Source organism: Aminobacter sp. SR38 (genome assembly GCF_014843375.1).
Lineage (GTDB): Bacteria > Pseudomonadota > Alphaproteobacteria > Rhizobiales > Rhizobiaceae > Aminobacter > Aminobacter ciceronei.
Genome location: NZ_CP062119.1, coordinates 160,756 through 179,017, shown reverse-complemented (window position 1 = coordinate 179,017; position 18,262 = coordinate 160,756). Strand labels below are relative to the sequence as shown.

General features: G+C 57.9%; 11 protein-coding genes and 4 pseudogenes. 11 read left to right on the top strand and 4 right to left on the bottom strand.

The window, feature by feature from the left end:
• Positions 1 to 195: 195 nt before the first annotated feature.
• Positions 196 to 1,095 carry a LysR substrate-binding domain-containing protein gene (locus tag IG197_RS34145; protein WP_192321838.1) on the bottom strand — a complete coding sequence of 300 codons (900 nt, stop codon included), beginning with the start codon at positions 1,093 to 1,095 and terminating at the stop codon, positions 196 to 198.
• Positions 1,096 to 1,316: 221 nt separating this feature from the next.
• Between IG197_RS34145 and IG197_RS34140 the strand changes: the two genes are divergently transcribed.
• The 10 genes and pseudogenes from IG197_RS34140 (at position 1,317) to IG197_RS34095 (ending at position 12,416) form a co-directional block, all read left to right on the top strand.
• Positions 1,317 to 2,312 carry an extracellular solute-binding protein gene (locus tag IG197_RS34140; RefSeq protein ID WP_192321837.1) on the top strand — a complete coding sequence of 332 codons (996 nt, stop codon included), beginning with the start codon at positions 1,317 to 1,319 and terminating at the stop codon, positions 2,310 to 2,312.
• A 175-nt stretch (positions 2,313 to 2,487) separates the two neighbouring features.
• Positions 2,488 to 3,369, top strand: coding sequence for an ABC transporter permease (locus IG197_RS34135; RefSeq protein WP_192321835.1), 882 nt, complete (start codon positions 2,488 to 2,490; stop codon positions 3,367 to 3,369).
• On the top strand, positions 3,366 to 4,160 hold the full coding sequence (locus tag IG197_RS34130) for an ABC transporter permease (RefSeq protein WP_192321833.1): 795 nt from the start codon (positions 3,366 to 3,368) through the stop codon (positions 4,158 to 4,160). Before IG197_RS34135 ends, IG197_RS34130 begins: the two co-directional genes overlap by 4 nt.
• A 9-nt stretch (positions 4,161 to 4,169) precedes the next feature.
• On the top strand, positions 4,170 to 5,285 hold the full coding sequence (locus IG197_RS34125; RefSeq protein WP_192321831.1) for an ABC transporter ATP-binding protein: 1,116 nt from the start codon (positions 4,170 to 4,172) through the stop codon (positions 5,283 to 5,285).
• Between the two features lie 159 nt (positions 5,286 to 5,444).
• The gene (locus IG197_RS34120) at positions 5,445 to 6,404 is read left to right on the top strand and encodes an N-carbamoyl-D-amino-acid hydrolase (RefSeq protein WP_192321829.1); all 960 of its coding nucleotides are present in this window, start codon (positions 5,445 to 5,447) and stop codon (positions 6,402 to 6,404) included.
• 65 nt (positions 6,405 to 6,469) lie between these two features.
• Positions 6,470 to 7,720, top strand: coding sequence for a Zn-dependent hydrolase (locus tag IG197_RS34115; protein ID WP_192321867.1), 1,251 nt, complete (start codon positions 6,470 to 6,472; stop codon positions 7,718 to 7,720).
• Positions 7,721 to 7,759: 39 nt separating this feature from the next.
• Positions 7,760 to 9,217 carry a dihydropyrimidinase gene (hydA, locus tag IG197_RS34110; RefSeq protein WP_192321827.1) on the top strand — a complete coding sequence of 486 codons (1,458 nt, stop codon included), beginning with the start codon at positions 7,760 to 7,762 and terminating at the stop codon, positions 9,215 to 9,217.
• A gap of 81 nt (positions 9,218 to 9,298) precedes the next feature.
• On the top strand, positions 9,299 to 10,735 hold the full coding sequence (locus IG197_RS34105; RefSeq protein WP_192321825.1) for an amidohydrolase family protein: 1,437 nt from the start codon (positions 9,299 to 9,301) through the stop codon (positions 10,733 to 10,735).
• Positions 10,736 to 10,832: 97 nt separating this feature from the next.
• Positions 10,833 to 11,167: pseudogene (locus tag IG197_RS34100) on the top strand (IS5 family transposase); the annotation flags it as partial.
• A 226-nt stretch (positions 11,168 to 11,393) separates the two neighbouring features.
• Positions 11,394 to 12,416, top strand: a complete 1,023-nt coding sequence (locus IG197_RS34095; RefSeq protein WP_192321175.1) for an IS110 family transposase — start codon at positions 11,394 to 11,396, stop codon at positions 12,414 to 12,416.
• 254 nt (positions 12,417 to 12,670) lie between these two features.
• On the opposite strand, the pseudogene IG197_RS34090 reads toward IG197_RS34095, so the two are convergent.
• Positions 12,671 to 12,949: pseudogene (locus tag IG197_RS34090) on the bottom strand (Tn3 family transposase); the annotation flags it as partial.
• A 28-nt stretch (positions 12,950 to 12,977) separates the two neighbouring features.
• Positions 12,978 to 13,769, bottom strand: a pseudogene (locus tag IG197_RS34085) (IS66 family transposase); the annotation flags it as partial.
• Between the two features lie 232 nt (positions 13,770 to 14,001).
• Here IG197_RS34085 and IG197_RS34080 point away from each other — a divergent pair.
• The gene (locus tag IG197_RS34080) at positions 14,002 to 15,024 is read left to right on the top strand and encodes an IS110 family transposase (protein ID WP_192321175.1); all 1,023 of its coding nucleotides are present in this window, start codon (positions 14,002 to 14,004) and stop codon (positions 15,022 to 15,024) included.
• Between the two features lie 227 nt (positions 15,025 to 15,251).
• Here IG197_RS34080 and IG197_RS34075 read toward each other — a convergent pair.
• Positions 15,252 to 18,157 (bottom strand): annotated as a pseudogene (locus tag IG197_RS34075) (Tn3 family transposase).
• Between the last annotated feature and the right edge of the window lie 105 nt (positions 18,158 to 18,262).

Here is an 18,262-nt window from a genome sequence, read left to right as displayed (position 1 = left end):
TCAATCCACTGTGATCGGCTTTCGAACATCCGGGTTCCCGTACGGGTGACGCTCGGTTCGCAATTGGCGTACGTACGATTTCGCAAGGCAACACCGCCTCAATACACTTCTGCGAAAGCTCGTTTGTCGCCTTGCTCTTGTTGGCTTGGGGCCTTCCGTCAACTGTCTAGCGCGGAATACAATTGCTTGCTTCCGCTAGTGTGAGGCGCCCACCAACGGAGACGCAGCGAGATGGTCAAGCAGCGCACTGACAGCCGGATTGGCATGGGCTTTGTTCCAGGCGCAGATCGTCTGCATTTTTTTGTGTTCCATGACGAAAGGGCGCAGAGCGAAACGATCGGTCAGGTACCGGCTGGGCCCCCGTGGGTATATGGTTACGCCCATTCCCGCACCCACCAAGGCGAAGACAGCGGATTGGGTGGGAGCCTCCTGCGCGATCTGGGGTGAAACGCCGAGCCGGTCAAACTCGGCGAAAATAATCCGCCTGTAGACCGACCACATGCTTTCCGATCCCATCACGAGTTTTTCTCCTTGCAGGTCGAGTGGGGTGATGGCCTCAAGGTGGGTAAGTGGATGATCGTCAGGCATCGCCACGACCAGATCCTCGTCGCGTATTGTACATGTGGCGACACCTGCAATCGAAAACGGGCCAAGCATGAAGCCGACGTCGATAGCGCGATCAACAAGGGCTGCGCGCTGCTGCTCTGTACCCATGTTGAACAGCTCAATCCGGATATCGGGCCTGTCCAGGCTATATCGTCTCAACAGTGGCGCGAGGAAATCCTGCGCGATGAATGTCATATAGCCAATTTTCACTTGCCCCAGCTGACCGCGTGCCATCTCGTGTCCGATCCGCTCGGTACGTGCGAGTTGATCTAATGCCGCTCGCGCTTGCTCCAGGAAGGCGTGGCCGATTTCTGTCAGGCGGACATTGCGGGTATCGCGGGCCAACAGCCGCGCATTGATATGGACCTCGAGCTGCTTGATGGAGCGGGTAAGCGCAGGCTGCGCCATATGGAGGCGCGCCGCCGCCGCTGTGAAACTCAGCTCATCGGCAACAGCCACGAAACAGCGCAAAAGCCTAACGTTCAGCATTTATAACTCCAACGGTATTAATATGATGCACATTACTATTGGCGCTCAAAAGCGGTCAAGGCTAATTGTGGGCATCAGTCGTCTTGGGGCACTCATGAGGCTGGTATTGAATGCGGATGATTTCGTGGGACCATTGAAGGTCCAGCTTTTTCGTTGCTTTTGAACCGGGAGGAAGATGTATGAATAGGATGTGCCGGACACTTGTTGCCCTTAGCACAACGATGCTGATTGGGCTGTCGACTTATACCGCTACGGCGGAAGAGCCAAAGCCAGAAAAGATTGTCGTGACTGCCTATGGCGGACTATGGGCCGAATCGGTCAAGAAAAACTACGCTCCGTGTTTCGAGAAAAAAACGGGCGTCAGGGTCGAGGTAATGACCGGAGAATCCCCTGACTGGCTGAACAAGGTCAAGGCTAATCCTGGTCACTCGCCGATCGACGTAATTGCGCTCAGCGAACTTGATAGTTTGCGCGCGGCTCGGGACGGTCTACTTGAGCAGATGAGTGTCGAAAAGGTCCCAAATCTCGCCATGATCCCGGACGAGTTCCACAAGCCTTGGAATGACTACGGTGTGTCCGGCAACTACGGCGCTATGGGCGTCATGTATAATAGCGAAGCCGTGACTGCCGCGCCGGCTTCCTGGAAGCAGCTAATCGAAGACATTGCTGCTGGCAAATACGGCAAGAGGGTCTCTTGGCCATCTGGAACCTACACCTGGGGTCCGTCGCAGATTTGGTGGGTCGCTCAGCAATATGGTGGCGATATCGACGTGGCTTTTCAAAAGATGAAGGAAATCAGCCCCTACGTGGTGAAGTTCTGGACGACGCCGGTCGAGGCTCTTAACCTTTTCGCCACCGGGGAAGTTGATGTGCTCGTCTACTGGGACGGCCGTGCTTTCTCGTTCATCAACAAGGGCAATGACTGGGCGAAATTCAGCGTTCCCGAACCGGGCGGAGTCGTCAGTCTAGTTATGCAGTCGGTCGTCAAGGGTGCACATCCCATCGCCTGGGAATACATCAACTGCGTGCTGTCCGTTGAGGGTCAACTCGGCAACTCCGACACGATGCGCTATCCCGGAACGAACAGGACTGTAAGCTACCCAGAGAATCTAGCTGCCGAGTTCACCCCGCTCGACAAGATCCAGGTCCCGCCATACCACGAGATCATTGATCGTATCCCGGCGATGATCGAGCGCTGGAATAAGGAGATGCAGTAGTTACTGCTGCGTATTGGTCGCGGGAAGGGAGCTTGTTGGCTCGAAGTGTGTAAGAATCCAGAGTGCGTCGAGGACGTCGTACTTGCCGGCTTCTGCCCTACACCTTCCCGTGAGCAAGACATAGACAGACACTTGCGCATATCGCTTTCTCCGGCCATCGATGAAGTGAACGACCATGACACAATATCAGAATAGCGAAGCGCACAGTGCTTTCGCTAGAGCCCCCACAACTGGCATATTGCGTGCTCGGTCGATCTTTGCGCCGGCGCCGCTACTCGTCTTCCTGCTCCTCTTCTTTCTAGGACCGCTCCTTCTGGTGTTTGGTGAAAGTCTTCACCTGTCCGAAATGAGGATCGATTTCTCCGCGTATGTGAAGATCTTCACGGACGCCTATTATCTGCGAGTTATCGCCGACACCATCGTGCTTGGTGTGGTGGTCACGGTCATTTGCGCAATTGTCGGCTATCCACTCGCCTATGCCATCGCGCGGTCCTCGGGCACTCGCAAGAGTTTGCTGATCTTCGCGATCGTCATCCCGCTTTTAGTGAACGTCGTGGTGCGTTCATTTGGCTGGATGGTGCTCTTGAGCGGGAAGGGCTTGGTCAATTGGGTGCTGAACTCCCTTGGTATTCCACCCATCAGCTTAATGTACCAGTGGAGTGGTGTGGTAATCGCCCTTGTCCATGTCCTGCTTCCGTTCATGGTCCTGTCCCTTGCCAGTACGCTGGAGACCCTGGATCCAGCTCTAGAGGAGGCTGCCGCCGTGCTGGGTGCAAGTCGGGCCACAATCTTCCGACGGATCATCCTGCCGCTGAGCTTTGAGGGGCTCTTCACCGGATCGATCCTTGTGTTCACGCTCTGTGCGGGCAGCTTCGTCACAGTGATGCTCTTGGGAAGCACTTCGACCATGGTGATGCCGCTCCTCATCTATCAACAACTCAACATCGTTTCGGATTGGCCGTTCGCGGCGGCGATGGGCATCACCCTTTTGACGATCATCATGGGTATGATGTGGCTGCAGTCTCGCGCCCGCCACCGCGCCTGGAGGTCACTATGAATACCCTCGGCCTCTGGCACAAAGTAGGGGTGGCACTGACGATCGCGTTCCTAGCAGCCCCTGTCCTTGTTATCGTTTCAGTCGCTTTCACTTCAGCCGAATTCGTCAGCTTCCCGCCGAGTGGATTTTCCTTGAGGTGGTTCGGGAAGGTGCTCACCGATACACAGTTCGTTTTCCCTCTCTGGAACTCGTTCGTGCTCGCTATTGCCGCGACCTCGGTGAGCGTGATCTTGGCGGTTCCGGCTGCCATCGCCCTCGTGCGAAGCGATCTGCCCTTCAAAAGTGGACTGCTGGCGTTCATGCTGTCGCCGCTCAGCCTTCCTACTATCATCCTGGCTGCCGCGCTTCTCTTTTTTCTAGCGCGTTTTGGGCTCGGCACTTCTGCGGTGGGGCTTCTTATAGGACATGTTGTGATTACGGTGCCCTATGTGCTGCGTACGGTGGTGGGCGTCTATGCCGGCATAGGGACAGAGGTCGAGGAAGCGGCACGCACACTTGGGGCTCGGCGCTGGCAGGTCTTCTGGTACGTAACCCTACCGATGATCCGGCCTGGCCTGTTGGCTGGCGGTATCCTCGCATTTCTACTGTCATTCGATGAAGTTGCGGTCGCGCTTCTCCTGTCAACAGCCGATACGACGACGCTACCGGTCGCTGTCCTGAGCTACCTTGTCTACAACTACGACCCTGCAGTGGCTGCAATATCGACCATCCAGATCGGAATCGTCGTCGTCTTACTCTTGGTGCTTGAGCGCTTTCTGGGCGTGAAGCATCTGATCGCGGCATCTAAATAGGCTGGACCCATGCAAAAAACAGTCAATGGTCAATCGACACAGCGCTATCTGGCGTTCCGCAACATCCGCAAGAAATACGGCTCATTCACCGCTGTAGACGATGTCAGTCTTGACATCGCGCGGGGAGAGTTCGTCGCCCTGCTCGGACCGTCCGGTTGTGGCAAGACCACCTTGCTGCGAGCGATCGCAGGTCTGGTCACACCCACATCCGGGGACATCGAGTTGTGCGGCAAATCCTTGCTTACGGTCCCGGTCGAACGCCGTGACATCGGAATGGTCTTTCAAAGCTATGCCCTTTTCCCGCATATGACGGTCGCGGAGAATGTAGCGTTCGGGCTGCAGATGCGGCGTGCGCCAAAGGCAAACATTCCCGGGCAGGTCGAAGATGCGTTGGCTCTGGTACGCATGAATGGCCTCAAGGATCGGTATCCCGGTCAGATGTCCGGCGGGCAGCAGCAACGGATTGCACTCGCCAGAGCGTTAGTTACAAAACCGCGGGTGCTTCTGCTGGACGAGCCGCTTGCGGCTCTGGATGCAAAGCTGCGCGAAGCTATGCAGTTTGAGCTTAGGCAACTGCAGCAGAATCTTGGGATCACGACCATCTTTGTCACCCATGACCAGCAGGAGGCGCTTGCGATGGCTGATCGCGTGGCGGTGATGAACGCGGGGCGGGTAGAGCAGTTCGATACGCCGCGCGTCATGTATGACGGGCCGGCGACACCGTTCGTGGCCGAATTCATCGGACAGATGAACCAATGGCCGGCAAGACTTTTGGACCGGCGCGACGCGGGGGGACGGGTAAGATGCGAGTGTGGGGATCTCGAGGTAGCTACCATTGACGCTAAGGTGCCGGTCGGCGGCGGTGTCACGCTAATGGTTCGCCCGGAGAAGATGAAAATTGGTGCAAAGGCCTTGCCGGATGGATCGAAGAATGTCCTGCATGGCCGCCTCAAAGGACTGATGTTCAGCGGCGAAAAGACGTTCTGCTACGTCGAGACATGTTTAGGGCTGATCACCACGGTCGTGCAAAACCAGACAACCGGGGTCGACGTCGGCTTGGCTTCGGGGAACGACGTTGTGCTCACCTGGCGAGCCGAAGACACGATCGCGTTTTCGTCATCGTGAGGCGGGCGTGATGAGTACCTGACTCTCCGGCTTTCGGAGAACCCTTACCAATATCCAGATTGAAGAATTTTTACTGGGCGTTCCGCGCCACAGACGCTTTTTGTCGGGAAACGACAGGTTTTGGTGGCAAATCGGGCGGAAGTTGAAGGAGTAAGTTAGATGCCCCGTTTCATTCATGTCGCGGCCGCTCAGATGGGGCCGGTAGCCAAAGCGGAAACCCGAACCCAGGTGGTGCGGCGGCTTATAGAACTGATGCGCGAGGCCAAGTCGCGTGGCGCCGAACTCGTCGTTTTCCCCGAGATGGCCCTTACGACCTTCTTTCCACGCTGGCTCATTGAGGACCAGACGGAATTAGACGCGTACTATGAGTGTGAAATGCCCAGCCATGAAACAGCGCCGCTCTTCGAAGAATCGCGGCGTCTCGGGATAGGGTTCTATCTTGGCTATGCCGAACTGGTTCGTGAGGGCGGCACCAAGCGCCGGTTCAATACTTCGATCCTGGTCGATCGCAATGGCGTGATCGTCGGCAAGTATCGCAAGGTGCACCTGCCCGGACATGCCGATCCGCAACCAGGACGCGAACACCAGCACCTTGAGAAGCGATATTTCGAATCTGGCGACACCGGCTTTCCGGTTTGGCGCTGCTTCGGAGGGGTTCTTGGTATGTGCCTGTGCAACGATCGGCGCTGGCCCGAGACCTATCGGGTCATGGGGCTGCAGGCGGTTGAAATGGTGCTGCTCGGCTACAATACGCCTTTCACGCACACCGGCCATGCTGACATCGATGGCCTGACCAGCTTCCACAACCATCTCTCTATGCAAGCGGGTGCCTATCAGAATGCGACCTGGGTCGTTGGTGCAGCAAAATGCGGCGTGGAGGAGGGATCCAGCATGCTGGGTCAAAGCGTGATCGTCGCGCCCTCTGGCGAGATAGCCGCGATGGCATTGACGCTAGGTGATGAGGTCATCACTGCACGCGCAGACCTGGCGATGGGGCAACGTTATCGCGAAACTATCTTCGACTTCGCCCGGCATCGTGAGCCTGGTTCGTACCGTTTGATAATCGATCGCAAAGGTGCCGTTCCTCCCCCGGAGAAAGATGAAACGGTGTTCGAATGACCAAAGTTGGCGCCCAAGCGTGTCACATCCTGGATGAGCAGGCCCGACAAAGCACAAGAACAGCCATGAACTCCGAGATAAAAAAATTAAGTATCGACGCCGACCGCCTTTGGTCGGACTTGGCGGCCATGGCCGAGATCGGCCCCGGTGTTGGCAGCGGAAACAATCGACAGTCGCTGACCGACGCTGACCGCGATGGACGACTTCTATTTCAGTCCTGGTGCGAGGCAGCGAATTGCAGCGTGAGCGTCGACCCCATGGGCAACATGTTCGCCCGTCGTGCCGGTACCGATCCGGACGCCATGGCGGTGATGGTCGGAAGTCATCTCGACACGCAGCCGACGGGTGGCCGCTACGACGGCGTACTCGGCGTTCTGGCTGGGTTAGAGGTGGTGCGGACCCTCAACGATCTGGGAATCAAGACAGAGCGCCCGATTGAAATTGTAAATTGGAGCAACGAAGAAGGGGCGCGTTTCGCGCCTCCAATGCTCGCCTCTGGCGTCTTTGCTGGAGTTTATGAGCGGGACTGGGCTTACGCACGAACAGATGCTGATGGGCTTCGTTTCGGCGACGAACTGGAACGGATCGGCTTCAAGGGCTGCGAGCGCGGCGATGACATCGCGCCCCACGCCTATCTAGAGCTTCATATCGAACAAGGGCCGATCCTTGAGGACGAGGGTATCGACATCGGCGTGGTAACCCACGGTCAGGGGCTGAAATGGCTGCGGGTGACGTTGACCGGCAGAGAGGCACATGCGGGATCAACCCCGATGCCCAGACGCGCCAACGCTGGCCTTGGCGCAGCGCGGATCACGGAACTGGTCGAACAGATCGCCTTGGAGCACGCTCCCCATGCGGTCGGGACAGTGGGGCAGGTAAATGTATATCCCAACTCGCCCAATATCGTCCCCGGAAGAGTCGACCTGACGATCGACTTTCGACATCCGCAAACGGACACACTCATCGACATCGAGACACGCTTCCGGGCCGGTGTTGCGACCATGGCTGACGAGATCGGTCTTGGGTTCACGATAGAAGACGTCGGCGGGTTCGATCCGGTCGCTTTCGATGCAGCGCTCTTGGCACAAGTCCGGCAGGCATCGACCGCGCTTGGCCTATCGCATCGCGATATCGTCTCGGGCGCAGGTCATGACGCTTGTTGGGTGAATCGTATCGCGCCAACCGCGATGATCTTCTGCCCCTGTATCGACGGTCTCAGCCACAACGAGAATGAGGCGATTACGCGCGAATGGGCCGCAGCCGGGGCTGACGTGCTCCTTCACGTCGCACTCGAAGCGGCAGGCATCGCCTGCTGAAACGGGCCTGCCAATAATCCCCACACGAAGGAGAAGACGATGTCGACAGTCATCAAGGGCGGAACCATCATTGCCGCCGACCGTAGCTACGAGTCCGACATACTGATTGAGGGCGAGATCATAACTGCGATCGGGCCAAACCTGTCCGGCGACAAGATCGTGGACGCTGCAGATGCCTATGTTATCCCAGGCGGTATTGATCCACATACACATTTCGAAATGCCTTTCATGGGCACAACAGCGGCGGAGACGTGGGAAAGCGGTACGTTCGCGGCGCTCTCAGGCGGTACAACTCTCGCCGTCGATTTTGTGATCCCCGGCGAGGAAGGACTTCTCAACGCGATCGAGCGCTGGGAAGCGCGGGCGACCCGGCAGGCATGCACTGATTATTCCTACCATATGTGTATCACAGGTTGGTCGGAGGAAATTTTCAATGACATGGCCAAGGTAGTTGATCGCGGCATCAACACCTTTAAGCATTTCATGGCCTACAAGGGCGCGCTGATGGTGAATGACGACGAGATGTTCGCATCGTTTCAGCGCTGCGCACGGCTTGGCGCTTTGCCGCTCGTGCATGCGGAGAACGGTGACATCATCGCTTCTCTGCAACAAAAGTATTTGGCCGAGGGGATGAACGGTCCTGAGGGGCATGCATTTTCGCGCCCTCCCGAGGTCGAGGGCGAAGCTACGAACCGGGCCATCATGATCGCCGACGCTGCCGATGTTCCGGTTTATATCGTTCATGTCTCCAGCGAACAGGCGCATGAGGCCATCAGGCGGGCACGCCAGAAGGGTATGCGGGTCTATGGCGAGCCACTCATCCAGCACCTTACGCTGGACGAGTCGGAATATTTCAACCAGAGCTGGGACTATGCGGCACAGCGCGTAATGTCGCCGCCTTTCCGCGACAAGTCGCATCAGAACAGCCTCTGGGCCGGGCTGATGGCGGGTTCGCTACAGGTGGTGGCGACGGATCATTGCGCATTCACAACGGAGCAGAAACGTGTTGGGCTGGGCAACTTCGCAAAGATTCCAAACGGTACAGGTGGCGTCGAGGATCGACTTTCAATGCTGTGGACGCATGGCGTCGAAACCGGCAGGCTGACGCCGAACGAATTTGTGGCGGTCACATCCACCAACATTGCGCAAATTCTCAACATCTATCCGCGCAAGGGCGCAATATTGCCAGGTTCCGACGCCGACCTCGTCGTCTGGGATCCGAAGCTCGCAAAAACAATCTCCGCTTCCACACAGAAATCGATTGTCGACTACAATGTCTTCGAAGGTTTTGAAGTGCGTGGGCGCCCGCGATATACGCTTTCTCGAGGCGATATCGTGTGGGCTGATGGTTGCAACACCCCGGCCCGACCCGGTCGAGGGAAATTCATCCGACGTCCGCCCTTTCCGGTCGCCAATTGTGCCTTGTCGATTTGGAAAGAACTGACTGCACCGCGTGCCGTCACACGCTCAGCCGAGCATATGCCAATCGGCGTATAACCACCCTCTGTCGCATTTGATGGAATCTTGTCGGCCGAAGTCGACATATCAACTGACTCTGTTTTTCGAAGGATACGTCTCATGGAAGGCGACCATATGCCAAGCAATGATTGCGTAATCGAGGCCGGTTGGGCCCTTGTCACACGAGGCGAGACACAACAACTCGAGCGCGATGTTTCGATCGTTATTCGCGGCAACGAGATTATCGATATCAAGCCAGGACGTGTGCGCGGCTGGGAAGTCCGTGTCGATGCTAGTGATTGCATAGTGCTGCCCGGGTTCATTTCAGGACACACCCACACCGCAGTCAGCAGTCCGGCCCGTGGACTTATTGAGGGCGGGCGTTTCATGGATCGTCCCGTCGAGATGGCCATGAAACTTGAGGATGAAGAGCTAGACGCCCTGACCGCTTACAATATGGCCGAGATACTGAAGTCCGGCTGCACGACATTCGTCGAGATGAGCGCGTCGGTACGGCACGCCGAGTCGTTCGCGCGTGTGGCCCGCTCCTGGGGCATAAGAGCATATATCAGCGTCATCGCTCCGAACATGGAGCGGTTATACAAACTCTGGTACCGGGACAATGACCAGGAGCTCTTTGATTCAGTTCCAGAGACGTTGCGCGAAATCGAAGCAGCTAAACAGTTTGGATTGGCACTTAACAGGTCAGATGGTGATCTGCTGCGTGCGCAAATGGCCATCCATGCCGCCGATACGCAGACACCGGAGACGCTGAAGGCAGCGCAACTCGCCGCCGAGGAACTCGGCAATGGAATCCACATTCATCTCGCCCAGCGCATTCGAGAGGTGCAAATTTGCGAGCGTTTGTGGGGGATGCGACCTGTAGCTTGGCTCGAAAGCCTAGGCTTCTTCTCACAGCCTGTGATTGCTGCACATCTTTATCAAATGGATATGGTCAAAGACCCTGAAATCCTGAAACGGCACAGCGTGAATTTTGTCCATTGTGCATGCATGGCGAGCCTTCTCCACCAAGGAACACAACCCTTTCCCGAAGCGCTGGCGAGCGGGCTGAACATCTCGCTGGGCATAGATCAGCTTTCAAACGACTATCTCGAGAATATCAAGCTGGCGACACTCAATGGCCAGTTGCGCACGAACTTGCTGGAGAAATACTCCAATGCGAAGATGCAGCGCCCCCAGGTCATGGATGCCGTGCGCGCAGCGACCATTGGCGGTGCCAAGATGCTGCGACGCAACGATCTAGGCAGGCTGGCTCCGGGTGCGAAGGCTGACCTGTGCGCCGTCGATGTGACAAAGCCACTAAGTGGCGTTGGTGCTCTTCCCCCTGAACCATTACACCACCTGCTCTATTCGAGCGGCCGCAATGTTCGTCATGTGATGACCAATGGACGGTTCCAGGTTCTACGGGGGAGCGTGGTCGTCGCCGACGAGGAGCGGGTCGTTGCGGAAGGCGGGCGTGTTAGCGAAAAAATATGGCAACTCTTGGAAAGCCAGGACTGGTTCACGTCTCCACCCCCGTCCAATTCTCGAGGGTGATGCAACCCTCAGTCAGCATGCTAGGCTATAGTGACAATTTAAGGGGGATTCCCAAGGTCGCGCAAATCAGATTCAAAGCTGGCTTTTGGAGGCCGGTTTGGAAGGCGAAGTTTTACGCGACGATCGGTGGGAACAGATCAAGCCGTTCGTGCCGGGCGACCGCAAAGGCAAACGCGGTCCCCGCAGCGATGGCCGACGCTTTGTCGATGCGCTGTTGTGGATAGCGCGCTCCGGGCGCGCTGGCGTGATCTGCCAGAACGGTTCGGGCCCTATCAGACGGCCAAGCGGCGCTACTACCGATGGATCGAAATGGGGGTGTTCGACCGCCTGTTCGAGGCGGTTGCCAACAGCCCGGATCTCGAATGGCTGGCGCTCGACGCCACCATCATCCGGGCCAACGCCCAAGCCGCTGGAGCGCGGCGTAAAAGGGGTCGGAACAAGAGCAGTGCGAAATCGTACGTCAAGGGTGAACGAAGCGGGAACTCTAGGCAGCCCGCCGCAGCCCAGCTGGAAGGCGAAGCGACCGAAAACCTTCCGGCAGATGCTGCTCGCTATCCCAGGTGTAGATGCCTGTCAGATTGATGTGTTGAGATGGACGGCTCCTGCTCCAACCGCTGTGCCATAGTGGCGTGCGGGTAGAAAACTGGAGGAGCAGTTGATGAAAACGATCGCGACGATTGGCCTTGATCTGGCGAAGAATGTTTTTCAGGTGCATGGTGTCGATGATGCCGGAAACGTTTTGGTTCGGCGGCAACTTCGGCGAGCTGAGGTGCTACGGTTTTTCAGCAGCATCCAGCCTTGCCTTGTTGGCATCGAAGCGTGCGGCAGCTCACATTACTGGGCGCGGGAAATCGAAAAACTCGGCCATACTGTCAGGCTTATGCCGGCTGGCTACGTGAAGCCGTATGTCAAAAGGGGCAAAACCGATGCCGCCGATGCAGAGGCGATCTGCGAGGCCGTGACACGACCAACAATGCGTTTTGTTGCTGCCAAGTCTGCCGAGCAACAGTCTGTACTGATGATGCACAAGGTTCGCGAGCTTCTTGTCCGCCAGAGGACGATGCTGATCAATTCATTGCGTGGGCACTTAAGCGAATTCGGCATTATCGGAGCTGGCGGAGCAAAGAACGTGCCCAAGCTTGTCGAACATTTCCACGAGATGCAGAGCACATTGCCTGAAGTGGCTCGGACAATCCTATGGGCGATAATCGATCAGCTGCGGCGCTTAGGCGCCGAAGTCGTAAAGATCGAAAAGAAGATCGTCGACGCTGTGAGATCTGACGCCGCAGCAAGGCGCCTTCTCTCAATACCGGGCGTAGGGCCCATAACGGCGAGTGCGATCACCGCGGCCGTGGCGGACATCAAGAACTTTTCTTCCGGACGGCGCTTCGCTTCCTGGTTGGGATTGACACCAAGACCGCACAGCTCCGGCGGAAAGGAACGCACAAGCGGCATCAGTAAGCAGGGTGACGGATACATTCGAAAGCTATTGGTTGTCGGTGCAACCGCAATAATTCGTTTCGCCAAAAATGGGAGCAGCGCCAGTCACGATTGGGCTGTGAGCCTGATGGATCGAAAGCCGGCACGCGTCGTAACGGTCGCACTTGCAAACAAAACAGCGAGGATCATCTGGGCGCTGTTGATACGAGAACAGCGGTATATGAAAGCCGTCACGGCTTAAGTGAGATTTCGGGCGTATCATTACGTCCGAGATGGCGGAGAGGTGCTGAAATGTGATGATCGAGCCGGTCGAACCGGAGACGAGGAAAGCCCCTGGGAGCATTGAGCTTCAAAGCTCGATGATGTGTTTGGGACCTTGTCTGCGGACTTCATCATGGCCAGCGACCAGTGCGGTCGCGCGAGTAGGCCGGACACATGATTGCAATCGACCGCGAGATATCACATGAATCACCCCTGTGCCGCAGGAGCCGTCCACACATGCTCCCAGCTCAGCGGCGAAATGTGCTTGAGCAGATGATCCGGAATCTCGCGACGCACGTTGCCTAAGTGGGTCACGGCCCGTTCGATATAGACCGTGTTCCAGTGTACGATCGCACTGACGACGAGGTTGAGGCCGGAGGCGCGGAAGGCCTGACTTTCGAACGATCGGTCCCGGATCTCACCGCGCTCGTGGAAGAAGACGGCGCGCTTCAGCTTATGTGCCGCCTCTCCCTTATTCAGGCCGGCCTGGCAGCGCCGGCGTAACGCTGGACTTGAGGTAAGCATCCGGTGAAGGCCGCGGTCAGGCTGCTTTCGCGGTGACGGTGGATCGGCGCCAGTTCCAGGGCAGGAGATCGGCCAGTCGGTTCTGCGGCGTCTCGGCGATGCGGCCGAGCACGTCGGCGAGCCAGGCCTGCGGATCGACGTCATTGAGGCGGGCGGTTGCGATCAGCGTGTACATGACGGCGGCGCGATCGGCGCCGCGCTGGGAGCCGGCGAAGAGCCAGGACTTCTTGCCGAGAGCTAAGCCGCGCAGCGCCCGTTCGGCGGCATTGTTCGTCAGGCAGATGCGCCCGTCTTCGAGGAAGCGGGTGAAGCCTGCCCAGCGCTTGAGCATGTAGTCGATCGCCTGGGCGGCCGGTGCGTGACGCGATAGCCTGACCCGCTCGCCACGGATCCACTCTTCCAACTCAGCGACGAGCGGCGCGCATGTTTCTGACCTGACGGCGAGGCGCTGCTCGGCAGCCAGTCCATTGATATCGCGCTCGATGTCGAACAGGAGATCAATGCGTTTGACAGCCTCGAAGGCGATTGGCGAGATCGGCGGCGCGGTCTTTCCCCGGCGCGCATTGGCGGCGATGTCGGCCAGCACGAAGAACTTGCGCCTCGCATGACTCCAGCAGAGTGCTTCGGTCACCGGGCCTGGCTTCCGGTCGGGGAGGTAGAGCCGGTTGTAACCGGCATAGGCATCGGCCTGCAGAATGCCGGTGAACTCTCTCAGGTGTCGCTCGGGATGATCGCCCGACCGATCACGGGATGCATAGAACAGAGCCGCCGGTGGTGATGCCCCGCCGAAGGGCCGATCGTCGCGAACAGGGGTCGGAACAAGAACTGCTCAAAATCGTACGCTAAGACCGGACTGAGCAGGAACTTTATGCGGCACGTCGTAGTGCAACCGGGAGGCGGAGCGACCTGAAGCCTTCCGGAAGATGTTGCTCGCTGTCCCAAGTGTAGATGCCCGTCAGGTTGATATGTTGAGATGGACGGCTCCTGCTCCAACCGCTGTGCCATAGTGGCGTGCGGGTAGAAAACTGGAGGAGCAGTTGATGAAAACGATCGCGACGATTGGCCTTGATCTGGCGAAGAATGTTTTTCAGGTGCATGGTGTCGATGATGCCGGAAACGTTTTGGTTCGGCGGCAACTTCGGCGAGCTGAGGTGCTACGGTTTTTCAGCAGCATCCAGCCTTGCCTTGTTGGCATCGAAGCGTGCGGCAGCTCACATTACTGGGCGCGGGAAATCGAAAAACTCGGCCATACTGTCAGGCTTATGCCGGCTGGCTACGTGAAGCCGTATGTCAAAAGGGGCAAAACCGATGCCGCCGATGCAGAGGCGATCTGCGAGGCCGTGACACGACCAACAATGCGTTTTGTTGCTGCCAAGTCTGCCGAGCAACAGTCTGTACTGATGATGCACAAGGTTCGCGAGCTTCTTGTCCGCCAGAGGACGATGCTGATCAATTCATTGCGTGGGCACTTAAGCGAATTCGGCATTATCGGAGCTGGCGGAGCAAAGAACGTGCCCAAGCTTGTCGAACATTTCCACGAGATGCAGAGCACATTGCCTGAAGTGGCTCGGACAATCCTATGGGCGATAATCGATCAGCTGCGGCGCTTAGGCGCCGAAGTCGTAAAGATCGAAAAGAAGATCGTCGACGCTGTGAGATCTGACGCCGCAGCAAGGCGCCTTCTCTCAATACCGGGCGTAGGGCCCATAACGGCGAGTGCGATCACCGCGGCCGTGGCGGACATCAAGAACTTTTCTTCCGGACGGCGCTTCGCTTCCTGGTTGGGATTGACACCAAGACCGCACAGCTCCGGCGGAAAGGAACGCACAAGCGGCATCAGTAAGCAGGGTGACGGATACATTCGAAAGCTATTGGTTGTCGGTGCAACCGCAATAATTCGTTTCGCCAAAAATGGGAGCAGCGCCAGTCACGATTGGGCTGTGAGCCTGATGGATCGAAAGCCGGCACGCGTCGTAACGGTCGCACTTGCAAACAAAACAGCGAGGATCATCTGGGCGCTGTTGATACGAGAACAGCGGTATATGAAAGCCGTCACGGCTTAAGTGAGATTTCGGGCGTATCATTACGTCCGAGATGGCGGAGAGGTGCTGAAATGTGATGATCGAGCCGGTCGAACCGGAGACGAGGAAAGCCCCTGGGAGCATTGAGCTTCAAAGCTCGATGATGTGTTTGGGACCTTGTCTGCGGACTTCATCATGGCCAGCGACCAGTGCGGTCGCGCGAGTAGGCCGGACACATGATTGCAATCGACCGCGAGATATCACATGAATCACCCCTGTGCCGCAGGAGCCGTCCACACATGCTCCCAACTCAGCGGCGAGATATGCTTGAGCAGATGGTCCGGAATCTCACGACGCGCGTTGCGTAAATGGGTGACGGCCCGTTCGAGATAGACAGTGTTCCAGTGTACGATTGCACTGACGACGAGGTTGAGGCCGGAGGCGCGGAACGCTTGGCTTTCGAACGATCGGTCCCGGATTTCGCCACGCTCGTGGAAGAAGACGGCGCGCTTGAGCTTGTGCGCAGCCTCACCCTTGTTGAGGCCGGCCTGACAACGCCGGCGTAGCGCTGGGCTCGAGTACCATTCGATCATGAAGAGGGATCGCTCGATCCGGCCAGTTCCCGTAGCGCCCTGGCGAGCTGGCTTTCCTTCGGGGATGCTGACAGCTTCTTCAGGATCGTGGACGGCACCACGGCGCGCGTCGTGATCGACGCCGCCAGATGGAGCAGATCGTCCCAATGGTCGAGAATCAGAGTGGCGTTGATCGGTGCCCCGATGTGGTTCGACAGCGCCGGGTATGTATCGCCTTTCTCGAATGTGTGGAATTTCCGGTCCTTGAGGTTGCGCAGCCGAGGCGCAAAGCGTTTGCCGATCAGGGTGAACAGTCCGAAGACATGGTCGCTTGCACCGCCCGTATCGGTGAAGTGTTCCTGGATGTCGAGGATCGTGTCCTGATCGAACAGCCCATCGAGCACATAGGCGGCCTCGCTTTCGGTCGGGCTGATCGGCAGGATGCTGAAATAGCCGTACTGATCTGACAGATGGCTGTAGAACTTCGAGCCCGGCTCGCTGCCGTAGTGCAGATTGACGTCGCCGCGCTTCGCGGCTCGGTCGCTCGCGCGGAAGAATTGGCCATCAGATGATGCCGTCGTGCCATTGCCCCAAAGGCGAGAATGCGGATGGCGGCTGTGTGCGTCCGTCACGCAGGCCTGCGCCGCGCGGTAGGTCTCGGATCGCGCATGGAATGTGCGCATCCAGCCGATCTGGTGAGCGCTGATCCCCTTCGATGCGCTCGCCATCCGCTTCGGACCGAGGTTGGTCGCATCGGCCAGCACGCCGGCCAGCATTGCCGAGACATTTCTTGGGATATCACCGGTGCGGACGTGCGTGAAGTGGTCGGCAAAGCCGGTCCAATCGTGAACTTCCCTCAACAGGTCTGGCACCTCCACCATTGGATACATATCGCTGATTTCGGCATTGAGTTCCTCGGCTGCAGCGGGAACCTCGCCGGCGATTGGCGTGACGATCAACGTGCCGGCCTCAAGACGAACACCTTCGAGCTTTCCGGACCGTGCTCTGTGGGCGAGGCGCTTCAAGTTGAAGTCGAGTATCTGGCGCGCTTCGGCAAGCCACTGCGCGCCATCAGCTTGGACGCCCAGTCCAAGGCGATCCCCCTCTTTCATCGTGGTGAATGTCGACCGCGGCATAAGATGCTCGTCGATCGGTCGGAAGGATCGACTGCCGTTGACCCAAACCTCCGCGGATCTAAGCCGGTCCCGCAAAGCCGCGAGCGTCGCAATCTCGTAGAGACGGCGATTAGGCTTTCCCTGTTCGAGGATGAGCCGACGATCAGCTTGCCTCAAGTGGGTGACCGGGACGCGATCCGGGAGTGTCCGACGGCTCTCGGCATACAGGCGTTTCAGCAGCGAAACTGCCGCAAGAAGCGGATCGTGTCGCCGCGCCGATTGGAACGTGAACGCCTGCAGGAACGCACCGGCATACTTGTGGACGGTCGCATATTGCTCGGTCGCCAAGGTCAACGGCGACGCCTCGTTGTCCTCGATCATCGATTCGAGCTCTGGCTTCATGCGGAGCAGCCGATGCCAGCCGACCTTCTGGTCGAGAACCTCCAAAGCATTCCTTCCATAGTCGTTGGCGGACTGCAGGGCAGTGATCGTATCGAGGAACATGCGCAGAGCCTTGGCGGTATCCGGCCTGCAATCCATGTGCCGCTGCTTCTTCCGGTTATTGGCCTGAGAAAACAACCGACCCATCAGCTTGATGAACATCGAGACTGCATCGTCGGTGAGCTTCTGGCCGAGCTTGATAATCTGCGCCACGATCAAGGCGTGCCGGCGACTGGCGTTGAAGTCATTGGCCAGCCAGGCCGGCGTGGCGTTGCCCTCACGGATCATCTGGTCCCACCGTCCCGACGGGACACGAAGCTGCAAACTCGGGTCGATCTCCAGCGTCCGCAGGAATGCAACCCGTTCAATCAGCCCGACTAGGTTGGATGCACCCGGCGCTTCCGGTGCGGATCGCAGCCAATGAAAGCGCGTCTGGGCGATGGCCGGGTCAACCTCCAACAGCCTATCCAATAATGGAAGCTTATCGAGCGGAATTTCTTCGATCAGCACGCTCTCTGCCCGACGACGAGCAATCGAGCGGCCCGCGAGCCCTATTCGCTCGATCGTCTCGGTCACCGGAAGCAAGGAACCGCGTTCCCGAAAAGACGTGGCGATGGCTTTCGCAATCCCGACGCTGTCGTCGGATATCGTTGCCGTCTGAATCGCAGCCAGCAGCGCCGCTCGACGATCTTGTGCCGTCGCGCTTCTCCTATCGAGATACGCCATGAGGCGCGCCGCATGGTCGCGACGGGTCTCTTGACGGCGCGCATAGAGCGCGAACGTTCCGAGGTCGGCGCCGACCTGATCGGCAACATACTTTAGCATTGCGCGAGGCGGGGTCTCTCCAGCCGCGAGCACTCTACCCGGGTGGCGCATCAGGCAAAGCTGAACAGCAAAGCCGAGCCGATTGTGTTCTCGCCTGCGGAGGTCAATCTCAAGCCTGTCAGCCGACGACAGCGAATAGTGTCGGATCAGGCTGTCCTCGTCGGTCGGCACACTGAAAAGCTTTTGCCGATCTTGATCTTTGAGAAGCTTCCGTCTGCGCATCGCCCGACTCCATCACAACACTCGATGGAACGATGTCAAAATGGGCGGCGCATACGTCTTGCCTTGGCTACCTATCCACAGACATCAATTGCACTACCGCCAATA

What these genes read in the sequence shown, in the direction of transcription:
- IG197_RS34145 (WP_192321838.1), bottom strand. Translation starts at nt 1,095, where the DNA reads ATGCTGAACGTTAGGCTTTTGCGCTGTTTCGTGGCTGTTGCCGATGAG.
- IG197_RS34140 (WP_192321837.1), top strand. Translation starts at nt 1,317, where the DNA reads ATGCTGATTGGGCTGTCGACTTATACCGCTACGGCGGAAGAGCCAAAG.
- IG197_RS34135 (WP_192321835.1), top strand. Translation starts at nt 2,488, where the DNA reads ATGACACAATATCAGAATAGCGAAGCGCACAGTGCTTTCGCTAGAGCC.
- IG197_RS34130 (WP_192321833.1), top strand. Translation starts at nt 3,366, where the DNA reads ATGAATACCCTCGGCCTCTGGCACAAAGTAGGGGTGGCACTGACGATC.
- IG197_RS34125 (WP_192321831.1), top strand. Translation starts at nt 4,170, where the DNA reads ATGCAAAAAACAGTCAATGGTCAATCGACACAGCGCTATCTGGCGTTC.
- IG197_RS34120 (WP_192321829.1), top strand. Translation starts at nt 5,445, where the DNA reads ATGCCCCGTTTCATTCATGTCGCGGCCGCTCAGATGGGGCCGGTAGCC.
- IG197_RS34115 (WP_192321867.1), top strand. Translation starts at nt 6,470, where the DNA reads ATGAACTCCGAGATAAAAAAATTAAGTATCGACGCCGACCGCCTTTGG.
- hydA (WP_192321827.1), top strand. Translation starts at nt 7,760, where the DNA reads ATGTCGACAGTCATCAAGGGCGGAACCATCATTGCCGCCGACCGTAGC.
- IG197_RS34105 (WP_192321825.1), top strand. Translation starts at nt 9,299, where the DNA reads ATGGAAGGCGACCATATGCCAAGCAATGATTGCGTAATCGAGGCCGGT.
- IG197_RS34095 (WP_192321175.1), top strand. Translation starts at nt 11,394, where the DNA reads ATGAAAACGATCGCGACGATTGGCCTTGATCTGGCGAAGAATGTTTTT.
- IG197_RS34080 (WP_192321175.1), top strand. Translation starts at nt 14,002, where the DNA reads ATGAAAACGATCGCGACGATTGGCCTTGATCTGGCGAAGAATGTTTTT.